Raw genomic sequence first — 11,985 nt, forward strand, 5'->3', positions numbered from 1 at the left:
TGTGGCCGGTCAAGCGAGCGCCGCGCGGGCCTCGTCGAGATGGGATTGCCACGCCCCGCGTTCGATGTGGTGGAAACCCGGTGCGCCGGCGACGAACGCGCTGGAGACCACCACATCCGGTGTGATGGTGGCGAGCGTGTCCAGGGCCGCATGCAACCCGTCCTTGTCGCTGTAGCCCGGGATGTATCCCACGCGCCACCCATCGGGGTAGCGCAGCAGGGTGTCACCGGTGAACAGATAGCTGCGGCCGCCGTGGCCGGGAACGAGATAGCAGGTGCTGCCGGGTGTATGGCCCGGGGTGGGAATCGCCTCCACGTCTGCGTCATCCACGCCGCGTGCGGAGATGGCGGTATCGATCGGTGCGTGTGCGCCGATCTCGGCGGCTTCGGCGGCCGGTGCGTACAGGCGGCTGCCGAAACGGCCGGCCACGGCGCGCAGCATGGGGCCGGCTTCGTCTTGATGGCTCAGATACTGGCGGGCGACCCCGCCGAGCTGTGCGAGTGCGTCGAAATCCTGGTCGTTGCCGGGGGAGTAGAAGAGGATGTTCTGCCCGGAGGGTGGAGTCCAGAGGTAGGCGTGGGTGCGGGGTCCGTCGGGGACGACGAACTCCCGGGTCTCCCAGAGGTCGGGGGCGACCTGTCGCAGGGTGGGTTCGGTGGGGTGGGTTTCCGGAGTCGTTTCGGTGCGCATGACACGACGCTAAAACCTGAACATTAGTTCAGGTCAAGGGTCGGGGTGGCGAAAGGTGCCCAGGTTTCCCGGTTCTCAGACCGAACTGATGAGTGGAACCAGTTGTTCGTCGTCCGACCAGGCGCCGTGATGGCCGACCATCGCCGATTCCAGCGGTTCGTGCTCCGGTCGCACCAGTACGGTGCCGCCCTCGGCCACCGCCAGGAGATCGCCGATCCGGTTCGCGATCACCGGTGCGGGCGGGGTGGGGCCGAACCAGCGCTCGTCCAGTGCCTGCTCGCGCGTGACAACCCGGGCGTGGCCCGCCAGTTCGCCGGTCCACCGGTCGAACGTATCGGCTGCGGCGCCCGGACTGCCGAGGTAGATATGGCGCACCCGCGCCTCGCCGGCGATCAGCCGCACACCGTCGAGCAGTCCGGGCCGGGAGTCCAGGTCGATAACCGTATCGGCGTGCACCATGCCGTGGTCGCCGGTGACGAGCAGCGTGCAGGTGTCCGGGAGGTCGGTGAGCAGATCGGCCGCGAAGGCGTCGATCTCGCGCAGCACCGCCAGCGCTTCCGGTGATTCGGGACCGTGCAGATGACCGTTGCTGTCCAGATCGGGGAAGTATGCGTAGGCGAACCGCGAACCCGGGCCGGAATGACCGGCGACCGCCAGGATTCCGTCGCGTACTTCGTTCAGTGTGGTCGCCGGGTGCAGGGTCCCGGGTGCGCGGAAGGACGCGCGAGTGAGGCCGGAGGTCCGTTGATAGGCGGGAACCACATAATGCACCTCGACCCCGTGGGCGGCGAGGTCCTCGAGCCGGCTGGTACCCGGCTGTATCGATTCGGGTGGGTGGGATTCGCGCGCGTCGTCACCGGTCGAACCGTCGAGCCGCCAGCGCAGTGAATTGAACAGCCGGATACCGTCCCGGCCGGGAACGCCGAAGCTGTAGCCGATGATGCCGTGCGTCGCGCAGGGGGCGCCGAGGGCGAGGCTGGTGAGGCTGGTGGAGGTGGTCGCCGGAAACCCGGCGGTGAGTGTGGTGGCGGTACAGGCCGTCAGGGTGGGGGCGAGATCGCGGTGCCGGGAGAGCAGTTCGGCGCCCAAGCCGTCGATCAGGAGGACCACCACGTCGCGGTTGGGTGCGATCCCCAGGGGGTTCGCCCCATCCGATCCGAACGAGGCGGCCACGGACGGCAGGACATCGGCGAGTGAGTACGGCATCGCCTCATATGGTGCCGGATCCGACGCGTCACCGGGCCGGCTCGATCGACTCGCCACCGGGGTGCGCGGATCGCGTCCGCGGCGCGGTGTCCGAATTGGTTAGATTGCATCATGCATGTTATGTGTATTATGCACATCGACTGAATTCGTCTTGCGAGGAGCACGCGCGTGACCAAAACCGAACCCGTCGTCCGCCCGGCGGCGGTGCTGGCGGTGCTCGCCTTCGCCGGGATCGTGGCGTCGCTGACGCAGACCCTGGTGATGCCGCTGCTCGGGCAGCTACCGGAAATTCTGGACACCGCACCGTCGAACGCCACCTGGGTCGTGACCGCGAGCCTGCTCGCCAGTGCCGTGACGACCCCCGTTGCGGGACGGCTGGGCGATCTGTACGGAAAGCGGCCGGTGCTGGTGGGGTCGGTGATTCCGCTGGTCATCGGGTCGGTGATCTGTGCGGTCTCCTCCTCGCTGTGGCCGATGATCATCGGCCGCGGCCTGCAGGGGATGGGCGTGGGCTTGATCCCGGTCGGCATCGCGGCCCTGCGCGATCTGCTCCCACCGGCCAAACTCGGCTCCGGTATCGCGTTGATCAGCTCCTCGCTCGGGGTCGGTGGCGCGCTGGGCCTGCCGCTGGCGGCGGCGGTCGTCGAATACAGCAGCTGGCGTTACCTGTTCTGGGGTGTCGCGGCGCTCGGCGTGCTCGCCGGGGTACTGATCTTCGCTGTCGTACCGTCCACTCCGTCGCGCGGACAGCGCGGCCGGTTCGATGTGCTCGGCGCGCTCGGCCTGGGTGCCGCCCTGGTCTGCCTGCTGCTCGCCGTTTCCAAGGGCGCGAGCTGGGGCTGGACCAGTGTCACCACGATTTCGCTGTTCGTCGCCGCGGCGGTCGTGCTGCTGCTGTGGGGCCTGTGGGAACTGTGGATGCGCGATCCGCTGGTCGACCTGCGGGTCACCGCGCGGCCGCGGGTGTTGCTCACCAATGCCGCATCCATCGTCATCGGTATGTCGATGTTCGCCCAAGCGCTGATCTTCCCCCAGCTACTGCAGCTGCCCGAGGCCACCGGTTACGGCCTCGGCCAGTCGATGGTGGCGATGGGTCTGTGGATGGCTCCCGGCGGTCTGATGATGATGCTGGCCTCGCCGTTGAGCGCGAAACTGTCCGCCCTGGCCGGACCGAAGATCACCCTCATCGTCGGCGCCCTGATCATCGCGGCCGGATACGGTGCGTCGGTGCCGCTGATGGGCGAAGCCTGGGGACTGATGGTCGGCGCGATCGTGATCAGCCTCGGTGTCGGCTTCGCCTACGGCGCCATGCCCGCGCTGATCATGAGCGCGGTGCCGATCACCGAGACCTCGGCCGCCAACAGTTTCAACACCCTGATGCGCTCGATCGGCACCTCGGTGGCCTCGGCCGCCATCGGTGCCGTGCTGGCCGAGATGAGTACCACCTTCGCGGGTGGGATCAGCGTGCCGACCGAGAACGGTTTCCGGGTGGGCATCCTGATCGGCTGCGGTGTCGCCGCCGCGGCCGCGGTGATCGCGCTGACCATCCCGACCGCCAAACGCGCCGCCGCGGCGGCCGTCGCGGGTGCAGCGCCCGATGCGGCGAAGGCCGAAGCACATGCGCTCGCGGAAGCGGTGCCCGCGGCGCCCGCCGGACTTTCGGCGGAAGCCGAACAGGTGATCGACGATGCCGCGACACCGATTGCCGGCGCCGCGGCTCCGGTGGCCGGCCATGCGGCACCTGTTGCCGGCGCGGCGCCGCCGAGGGGCAGCGATGCGGCATCGGGACCGCGGCACGCCGCTCCCGAGCCGGCGGAACGCACTCCCGCCTACCGCAACGGTGCGAGCGCGGCCGCCCCGCAGCCGGCCGGAAGCGGCTCGGTGCTGTTCGGCCGGGTGTCCGACGGCCGGGGTGGTGCGGTGGCCGGGGCGACCCTGACCCTGATCTCGCCCGCCGGGCAGCAGCTGAGCCGGGCGCGGTCGGGACAGGACGGGTTCTACGAACTTGCCGCACCCGAACCCGGCTCCTATGTCCTCATCGCCTCGGCGGAGGGACGGCGGCCGGACGCCTCGACCGCGGTCCTCGGCAGCAACCCGGTGTCCTACGACGTCACGCTCGGTGCGCTGACCGGCCTGGAAGGCACGGTCGCGCGGACCGGTGACGGCAACCCGGTATCCGGCGCCATGATCACCGCCCTGGACCTGCGTGGGGAGGTTATGGCGGCAGGTGAATCGGATTCATCCGGCCGGTTCGAACTCACCGGCCTCCCGGAGGGCGATTTCACGATCGCTGTAAGCGCGTTCGGCTACCACCCGACCGCCGTCTCCGCCCAAGTCAACGGCCGGGACACCGCTCGCGTCGACGTGCTGCTACGTCCGGGTGTGCGGGTGGCGGGCGTGGTCACCGGCGGCGGCCGGCCGCTGGCGGGCGCACTCGTAACCCTGACCGATTCCCTGGGCAATGTGATCGAGAGTCAGACCACGGATGCGGACGGCTCCTATCTCTTCGGCAACCTCTCCGAAGGCAGTTACACGGTCGTCGCCACGGGTTATGCGCCGTCGACAGCGCAGGTGCGGGTGGGCGAGCACGATATCGAGGGCATTGATATGGACCTGCGCACAGCGTCCTCCGAGAGCTCCGCCGCCGAGCGCGAACCAGCGGACGAACAATTCGGCGCACTGCCGGAGGTGCACAAGAGCTCCTGGTAAGCAGTGCCCGGACACGGAGTAGGACAGGGCCCCGAAGCGAATGCTTCGGGGCCCTGTCGGTCGAATGACGCCGTCGGGTTCGGGCTACCGACCGCTGCCCTTGTCGCCGCCGGCCCGGGTGATCAGGTCCACAATCTGCTGCTGCCCGGCTGCCAGCATGTCGAACTTGCTGCGCATTTCCAGGGTCAGTACATCGACCCTGCCGTTCAGCTGCCCGAGTTCGCCGCGGATCTCAGTGATATCGCCGCGGATATCTGCGATATCGGCCCTGGTCGCATTGTGCAGGCGCATGTTCTGCTCGCGAAATTCGCGTAGTTCGATCCGTAGTTCCGAGGTATCGCGGTCTGCCCCTCCCGCAAGCACGCGCGCGGCAGCGGCGTCCTTTTCACTGCGCTGCAACCGGTGCTCGAGATCTCCCACCTCGTTCTCGAGAGCGGTGTCCCGATCCTCCGGGTTCCCCTCCTCTGTCATAACCGGCAGAGTACCTGGTCAGGGCGTTGATCCGGGGGCCTGATTTTGTCGTACTCGAGCCAGCTCCTACACTAGACCGGTTGCCAGGGCACATCTGTGTCCGTGGGCGGCCCCGTGCGGGCTCCCGGGCGATACGAACTCATCCGGCGGTGACTGCCGTCCGGACCAGCCGAATTGCTGTAGGCCCACGGCCCGCGTCTCGACGCGGGTGTTGAATGGGAACCGTAGCGAGAAAGGTGTCGAGGTCGAACTATGACCATGACCGATCCGATCGCAGACTTCCTGACACGTCTGCGCAACGCCAACTCGGCGTACCACGATCAGGTGAAGGCTCCGCATTCGAAGCTCAAGGCGAATATCGCCGAGATCCTGAAGCGTGAGGGCTATATCGCCGATTACCGCACCGAGGACGCGACCGTGGGCAAGGCCCTCGTCGTCGACCTCAAGTACGGCCCCAGCCGGGAGCGCAGCCTCCAGGGTCTGCGCCGCGTCTCGAAGCCGGGTCTGCGCGTGTACGCGAAATCCACCAACCTGCCCAAGGTCCTGGGCGGCCTCGGCGTGGCGATCATCTCCACGTCGACCGGCCTGCTCACCGACCGTCAGGCGGCTCAGCAGGGAGTAGGCGGGGAAGTCCTCGCCTACGTCTGGTAAGGGAGGTACGGACATGTCGCGTATCGGCAAAGATCCCGTCGTGATTCCCTCGGGTGTCGAGGTGACCATCAACGGCCAGGACGTCGCCGTGAAGGGCCCGAAGGGTCAGCTGTCGCTGACCGTTTCCGAGCCGATCAGTGTCGCGCAGGAAGACGGCCGACTGGTTGTCTCCCGCCCGGACGACGAGCGGCGCAACCGCTCGCTGCACGGCCTGACCCGCACCCTGATCGACAATATGGTCACCGGTGTCACCAAGGGCTACGAGAAGAAGATGGAAATCTTCGGCGTCGGCTACCGCGTGCAGCAGAAGGGCAGCAACCTCGAGTTCGCCCTCGGCTACAGCCACCCGGTGCCGATCGAGGCCCCGGAAGGCATCACCTTCGCGGTGGAATCGCCCACCAAATTCTCCGTATCCGGGATCGACAAGCAGAAGGTCGGCCAGATTTCGGCGGTTATCCACGGTCTGCGCAAACCCGACCCGTACAAGGGCAAGGGCATCCGCTACGCCGGTGAGGTCGTTCGCCGCAAGGTCGGAAAGACGGGTAAGTGATCATGGCGCAAACCGAGAACCAGAAGGCCAAGCGCATTCCGCTGGGCAAGGATGCTTCGACCCGCCGTCGGCTCTCCAAGACGCGGCGGCATTTCCGCCTGCGCAAGAAGATCGAGGGCACCAGCGAGCGGCCGCGGCTGATCGTGCACCGCTCCTCCCGGCATCTGCATGTGCAGCTGATCGACGATTCGGCCGGTCGCACCCTGGCCGCCGCCTCGACCATCGAAGCCGATGTGCGGGCGCTGGACGGCGACAAGACCGCCAAGGGCAAGAAGGTCGGCGAACTGATCGCCGAGCGTGCCAAGGCCGCCGGTGTGGAGGCCGTGGTGTTCGACCGCGGTGGTCACGATTACCACGGCCGGATCGCGGCGCTCGCCGATGCCGCCCGGGAAGGCGGGCTGAAGTTCTGATGATCAACAACACTGCACTCACCAGCGTGAACGGAAGGAACGTCTGATGCCGGGACGTCAACGGCGTGACGGCGGAAACGGACCCGCCGGACAGAACTCCAACGCCCCCGAGGGCGGCCGCGACAACCGTCGTGGTGGCGGCGACCGCCGCGGTGGCGGCGACCGTCGTAACGATGCCGCCGAGAAGAACCAGCTCGAGCGCGTCGTCGCGATCAACCGTGTCTCCAAGGTGGTCAAGGGTGGCCGGCGCTTCAGCTTCACCGCCCTGGTCATCGTCGGCGACGGCAACGGCCTGGTCGGTGTCGGCTACGGCAAGGCCAAGGAAGTTCCCGCGGCCATCCAGAAGGGCGTCGAGGAAGCGCGTAAGGGCTTCTTCCGCGTGCCGATGATCGGCTCCACCATCACCCACCCGGTGCAGGGCGAAGCGGCGGCCGGTGTGGTCATGCTGCGCCCGGCCTCCCCGGGTACCGGTGTGATCGCCGGTGGCGCCGCACGCGCCGTACTGGAGTGCGCGGGCATCCACGACATCCTGGCCAAGTCGCTCGGTAGCGACAATGCGATCAACGTCGTCCACGCGACCGTCGCCGCACTGAAGATGCTGCAGCGGCCGGAAGAGGTCGCGGCTCGCCGCGGTCTGCCGATCGAGGACGTCGCTCCCGCGGGCATGCTGCGTGCCCGTGCCGGACAAGGAGTCTGATATGGCAGATCTCAAGGTGACCCAGATCAAGAGCTCGATCGGCGCCAAGCAGAACCAGCGGGACAGCCTGCGGACCCTCGGTCTGCGCGGTATCCGTAAGTCGGTGATCCGGGAGGACAACCCGCAGAACCGTGGTCTGATCAATGTCGTGCGCCACCTCGTAACTGTTGAGGAGGTCTGACAATGACCATCAAACTGCATCACCTGCGCCCGGCCCCCGGTGCCAAAACCGATAAGACCCGCGTGGGTCGCGGTGAGGGCTCCAAGGGTAAAACCGCCGGCCGCGGTACCAAGGGCACCAAGGCCCGTAAGAACGTGCCCGCCGCGTTCGAGGGCGGCCAGATGCCCATCCACATGCGCCTGCCGAAGCTGAAGGGCTTCACCAACCCGTTCCGGGTGGAATACCAGGTTGTGAATGTGGGCACTATCGCCGAGCTGTTCCCCGAGGGCGGCAGCATCGGCAAGGACGAGCTGGTGGCCAAGGGCGCGGTGCGCAAGAACCAGCTGGTGAAGGTGCTCGGCGAGGGGGAGATCTCCGTCGCCGTGCAGGTCAGCGCGGACAAGTTCTCCGGCTCCGCCAAGGAGAAGATCACCGCAGCCGGTGGCACCGCCACCGAACTGGGCTGACGTTCGCCAATCGACGACAGGGCGCCGGACGAGTGCAGGCTCGTCCGGCGTCACTGTTAGAGTTCAAGTGTTGTCTGCCAAGACCCGTCATGGGTTCGGCGATCTCCGAGTCGGGACACGCTGAAAATTCCATGGCCTGACCATGTCGTTCGCCAGGAGGATCTGTGCTTTCCGCCTTCGTTACGGCCTTCCGGACCTCGGACTTGCGGCGGAAGATTCTCTTCACGCTGGGGCTGGTCGCGCTGTACCGCCTCGGTGCCGCGCTGCCGTCACCCGGCGTCGACTACAAAGCGGTCCAGGAATGTATCGACCTGGTCTCGGGTGGTGAATCCGCCGGGATCTACCAGCTCATCAACCTTTTCTCGGGTGGTGCGCTACTCCAGCTGTCGGTGTTCGCGATCGGCATCATGCCCTACATCACCGCGAGCATCATCATCCAGCTGCTCACCGTCGTCATCCCGCGGTTCGAGGAACTGCGCAAGGAAGGCCAGGCCGGCCAGACCAAGATGACGCAGTACACCCGCTACCTGTCGATCGCGCTGGCGATTCTGCAGGCCACGGGTCTCGTCGCGCTGGCCGCGCGCGGGCAACTGCTGCAGGGCTGCCAGCAGGATATTCTCGCCGACACCAGTATCTTCGGCATGATCATCATCGTGCTGGTCATGACCGCGGGCGCCGCGCTGGTCATGTGGTTCGGTGAGCAGATCACCGAACGCGGTGTCGGCAACGGTATGTCGCTGCTGATCTTCGCCGGTATCGCGGCCCGGATCCCCAGCGAGGGCAAGAACATTCTCGACAGCCGCGGCAATATCGTGTTCGCGCTCGTGTGTGTGGCTGCCTTCGCCATCATCGTGGCCGTCATCTTCGTGGAGCAGGGCCAGCGCCGGATTCCGGTGCAATACGCCAAGCGCGTGGTCGGCCGCAAGATGTACGGCGGTTCGTCGACCTACTTGCCGCTCAAGGTGAACCAGGCCGGCGTCATCCCGGTGATCTTCGCGTCCTCGCTGCTGTATCTGCCGAACCTGATCGCCCAGCTCACCGGGTCCAGCACTGCCGAGGACCCCAGTTGGTGGCAGGAGATCATCCAGAAGTATCTGGTGAACCCCAGCAACCCGGTGTACATCGCGATCTACTTCGGCCTTATTGTCTTCTTCACCTACTTCTACGTCGCGATCACCTTCAACCCGGAGGAACGCGCAGACGAGATGAAGAAGTTCGGCGGCTTCATCCCGGGCTACCGCCCCGGTAAGCCGACGGCCGACCATCTGACCTATGTGCTGAGCCGCATCACCCTGCCCGGCTCCATCTACCTCGGTCTGGTCGCCGTCCTGCCGAACGTGTTCCTCGATATGGGTTCGTCCTCCAGCGGGGTACAGAATCTGCCGTTCGGTGGTACCGCCGTGCTCATCATGGTGAGCGTCGGCCTGGACACCGTGAAGCAGATCGAAAGCCAACTCATGAATCGCAATTACGAAGGGTTCCTCAAGTGAGAGTCGTACTACTCGGGCCGCCGGGAGCGGGCAAGGGCACTCAAGCCGTGCTGCTATCGGAAAAGCTGGGGGTACCACATATCTCTACGGGGGACCTGTTCCGCGCGAATATCAGCGAGCAGACTGCGCTCGGTCTCGAGGCGAAGCGGTACATGGACGCCGGCGAACTGGTGCCCAGCGATGTGACCAACCGGATGGTGCGGTCCCGGGTGGCCGAACCGGACGCGTCGCGCGGGTTCGTGCTCGACGGCTACCCGCGTACGGTCGACCAGGCCGATGCGCTGGCCAAGATCCTCGACGAGCTCGGCAGCGAACTCGACGCGGTGCTGTGCTTCGTGGTCTCCGAGGACACGGTGGTCGAGCGGATGCTCTCGCGGGGTCGTTCCGACGACAACGAGGAAACCATCCGGACCCGGCTGCGGATCTACCGCGAGGACACCCAGCCGCTGCTGAACTACTACGACGGCCTGGTCGTCTCGGTGGACGGTGTCGGTGAGGTCGAAGAGGTCAACGCGCGGGCTCTCGAGGCCCTGGGCCGTAATGCCACGACGGGTTAACTGTCGTTCCGGGTCCGGCGCCGATCCTTCGATGAGGTGCAGCTGTGGTCTTCGGTCGTAAGGGCAAGAAGGTCGTCCCGTTCCGCACCGCCGGTGAGCTCGATGCCATGGCGGCGGCCGGGGCGATCGTCGGCCGTGCGCTGGTCGCGGTGCGGGACGCGGCCGCGCCGGGAGTGTCGACGCTGGAACTGGACCGGGTCGCCGAACAGGTGATCCGGGACGCCGGCGCGGTGCCGTCGTTCAAGGGTTACCATGGGTTCCCGGCCTCGATCTGCGCGTCGGTGAACGATCGGGTGGTGCACGGAATCCCGACCGCCGAGGAGATACTGGCGCCCGGTGATCTGGTATCGATCGACTGCGGCGCGATCCTGGACGGCTGGCACGGTGATTCGGCCTGGACGTTCGGCGTGGGTGAACTGTCGGAGGACGATCGGCTGCTGAGTGAGGCGACCGAGAAATCGATGGTGGCGGGTATCGCTGCCATGCTCCCGGAGAACCGGCTCACCGATATCTCGCACGCGATCGAACTCGGTACACGCGCCGCGGAAGCCGAACACGGCCGGTCGTACGGGATCGTCGACGGGTACGGCGGGCACGGGATCGGCCGCGAAATGCACCTCGATCCCTTCCTGCCGAACGAGGGACAGCCCGGAAAGGGTCCCCGGCTGGTGGTGGGTTCGGTACTCGCAATCGAACCGATGCTCACCCTCGGCACCTCCGACACCAAGGTCCTCGACGACGACTGGACCGTGGTCACCACGGACGGCTCCCGCGCCGCGCATTGGGAGCACACGGTCGCCGTCACCGAGGACGGGCCGCGGATCCTCACCCTGCGCCCAGCCGACGCCAGGTAGGAAGACCATTCCCACTTGGCTCACGCACGGGTAGTATGGCCGGTATGAAACTGAGCGTTAGTCTGTCGGATGAGGACGTAGCGGCCCTCGACGACGAGGTGTGCCGCTCGGGGCTGCCCGGCCGCTCGGCGGCGGTGCAGAAGGCGATTCAGTTGTTGCGCAGTCGAGCGCTCGAGGATGCCTACGAAGAAGCGTGGGACGAATGGGACGCTTCGGATTCGGAGATGCTCTGGTCGTCGGCCACTGCTGACGGTCTGGTGTAATGCGCCGCGGCGATGTGGTGCTGGTCGATTTCGACCCGACCCGGGGCAATGAAGTCGCCAAGACAAGGCCTGCGGTCGTGGTGAGCAATGACGGAGCCAATCGACGAGCCCTGGAACTGGGTCGCGGTGTCGTCACCGTTGTCCCGGTGACCAGCAATATCGCCAGGGTATTCCCTTTCCAAGTCTTGCTGGAGCAGGTGCCGGGCTTGCGTATTGCCTCGAAAGCCCAAGCGGAGCAGGTGCGTTCGGTGTCGATCGAACGGGTCGGGCGGGTTCTCGGGCACCTACCTGCCGCCGTCGTCGATGACTTGAATCGGGCACTCCGCTTGCATCTCGGGCTCTGAAGCCCCAGTCGGGGCTGCGCCGGCGGATATCAGAGTTCCAGCATGACCGTCACCGGGCCGTCATTGACGAGTTCCACGTGCATATGTGCGCCGAAGCGGCCGCCGGCGACCGTGGCACCCAGGTCACGCAGTGTTTCGGCGACGAAGTTCACGAGGGGTTCCGCGACCGGCCCGGGCGCGGCGGCCGACCAGGACGGCCGGCGCCCTTTGCGGGTGTCGGCGTACAGCGTGAACTGGCTGACCACGAGCACCGGCGCGGACAGATCCGCGGCGCTGCGTTCGCCGTCGAGAATCCGCAGCCGCCAGATCTTTTCGGCCATGGCCCGGGCAACGGTCTCGGTATCGCTGTGGGTGACCCCGATCAGTGCCAGCACACCGTGCGGAATCCCGCTGCCGGGCGGGGCGATCCGGCCGCCCCCATCGCCGGCGACCCGCCCCAGCGCCGCGGCCACACGGTGGAGTAGGG

General features: G+C 66.8%; 16 protein-coding genes and 1 pseudogene. 13 read left to right on the top strand and 4 right to left on the bottom strand.

Annotated elements, in window-relative coordinates; translation table 11 throughout:
- Window positions 1–9: 9 nt before the first annotated feature.
- Both QH276_RS27715 and QH276_RS27720 read right to left on the bottom strand, forming a co-directional pair.
- Entirely contained in the window at window positions 10–645 is a 636-nt protein-coding gene (locus QH276_RS27715) for an MBL fold metallo-hydrolase (protein WP_280401624.1), read from the bottom strand.
- A gap of 120 nt (window positions 646–765) precedes the next feature.
- A complete protein-coding gene (locus tag QH276_RS27720) occupies window positions 766–1,896 on the bottom strand; it encodes an alkaline phosphatase family protein (RefSeq protein ID WP_280401613.1) in 1,131 nt (376 codons plus the stop codon).
- A 168-nt stretch (window positions 1,897–2,064) separates the two neighbouring features.
- On the opposite strand from QH276_RS27720, the pseudogene QH276_RS27725 reads away from it, so the two are divergent.
- Window positions 2,065–3,471, top strand: a pseudogene (locus tag QH276_RS27725) (MFS transporter); the annotation flags it as partial.
- A 321-nt stretch (window positions 3,472–3,792) separates the two neighbouring features.
- Window positions 3,793–4,605 (top strand): MSCRAMM family protein, encoded by an 813-nt coding sequence (locus QH276_RS27730; RefSeq protein ID WP_280401625.1) that lies wholly within the window; start codon window positions 3,793–3,795, stop codon window positions 4,603–4,605.
- An 84-nt stretch (window positions 4,606–4,689) separates the two neighbouring features.
- Here QH276_RS27730 and QH276_RS27735 read toward each other — a convergent pair whose 3' ends face one another.
- A complete protein-coding gene (locus tag QH276_RS27735; RefSeq protein ID WP_280401614.1) occupies window positions 4,690–5,076 on the bottom strand; it encodes a hypothetical protein in 387 nt (128 codons plus the stop codon).
- Between the two features lie 252 nt (window positions 5,077–5,328).
- Between QH276_RS27735 and rpsH the strand changes: the two genes are divergently transcribed.
- The 11 genes from rpsH (at window position 5,329) to QH276_RS27790 (ending at window position 11,519) form a co-directional block, all read left to right on the top strand.
- Window positions 5,329–5,727 (top strand): 30S ribosomal protein S8, encoded by a 399-nt coding sequence (rpsH, locus tag QH276_RS27740; protein WP_062977139.1) that lies wholly within the window; start codon window positions 5,329–5,331, stop codon window positions 5,725–5,727.
- A 13-nt stretch (window positions 5,728–5,740) separates the two neighbouring features.
- Window positions 5,741–6,277 (top strand): 50S ribosomal protein L6, encoded by a 537-nt coding sequence (rplF, locus tag QH276_RS27745; protein ID WP_280401615.1) that lies wholly within the window; start codon window positions 5,741–5,743, stop codon window positions 6,275–6,277.
- A gap of 2 nt (window positions 6,278–6,279) precedes the next feature.
- Complete coding sequence (gene rplR / locus QH276_RS27750) at window positions 6,280–6,687, top strand: 50S ribosomal protein L18 (RefSeq protein WP_280401616.1); 408 nt, start codon at window positions 6,280–6,282, stop codon at window positions 6,685–6,687.
- A gap of 46 nt (window positions 6,688–6,733) precedes the next feature.
- On the top strand, window positions 6,734–7,384 hold the full coding sequence (gene rpsE, locus QH276_RS27755; protein WP_280401617.1) for a 30S ribosomal protein S5: 651 nt from the start codon (window positions 6,734–6,736) through the stop codon (window positions 7,382–7,384).
- Between the two features lies 1 nt (window position 7,385).
- Window positions 7,386–7,565, top strand: a complete 180-nt coding sequence (rpmD, locus tag QH276_RS27760; protein WP_195055355.1) for a 50S ribosomal protein L30 — start codon at window positions 7,386–7,388, stop codon at window positions 7,563–7,565.
- Window positions 7,566–7,567: 2 nt separating this feature from the next.
- Window positions 7,568–8,011 (top strand): 50S ribosomal protein L15, encoded by a 444-nt coding sequence (gene rplO / locus QH276_RS27765; protein WP_280401618.1) that lies wholly within the window; start codon window positions 7,568–7,570, stop codon window positions 8,009–8,011.
- Window positions 8,012–8,175: 164 nt separating this feature from the next.
- Window positions 8,176–9,501, top strand: coding sequence for a preprotein translocase subunit SecY (gene secY, locus QH276_RS27770; protein WP_280401619.1), 1,326 nt, complete (start codon window positions 8,176–8,178; stop codon window positions 9,499–9,501).
- Complete coding sequence (locus QH276_RS27775; RefSeq protein ID WP_280401620.1) at window positions 9,498–10,058, top strand: adenylate kinase; 561 nt, start codon at window positions 9,498–9,500, stop codon at window positions 10,056–10,058. Before secY ends, QH276_RS27775 begins: the two co-directional genes overlap by 4 nt.
- Window positions 10,059–10,102: 44 nt before the next feature.
- Window positions 10,103–10,912, top strand: a complete 810-nt coding sequence (gene map / locus QH276_RS27780; protein ID WP_280401621.1) for a type I methionyl aminopeptidase — start codon at window positions 10,103–10,105, stop codon at window positions 10,910–10,912.
- Between the two features lie 44 nt (window positions 10,913–10,956).
- On the top strand, window positions 10,957–11,175 hold the full coding sequence (locus QH276_RS27785) for a ribbon-helix-helix protein, CopG family (protein ID WP_280401622.1): 219 nt from the start codon (window positions 10,957–10,959) through the stop codon (window positions 11,173–11,175).
- On the top strand, window positions 11,175–11,519 hold the full coding sequence (locus tag QH276_RS27790) for a type II toxin-antitoxin system PemK/MazF family toxin (protein ID WP_280401623.1): 345 nt from the start codon (window positions 11,175–11,177) through the stop codon (window positions 11,517–11,519). The genes QH276_RS27785 and QH276_RS27790 overlap by 1 nt, the downstream gene beginning before the upstream one ends.
- Before the next feature lie 29 nt (window positions 11,520–11,548).
- Here QH276_RS27790 and dtd read toward each other — a convergent pair.
- Window positions 11,549–11,985: D-aminoacyl-tRNA deacylase (dtd, locus tag QH276_RS27795; RefSeq protein ID WP_280406949.1), on the bottom strand; the 437-nt coding region annotated here is incomplete at its 5' end.

The sequence above is a fragment of the Nocardia carnea genome (assembly GCF_029869215.1).
In the GTDB taxonomy this organism is placed as follows: Bacteria; Actinomycetota; Actinomycetes; order Mycobacteriales; family Mycobacteriaceae; genus Nocardia; species Nocardia carnea_B.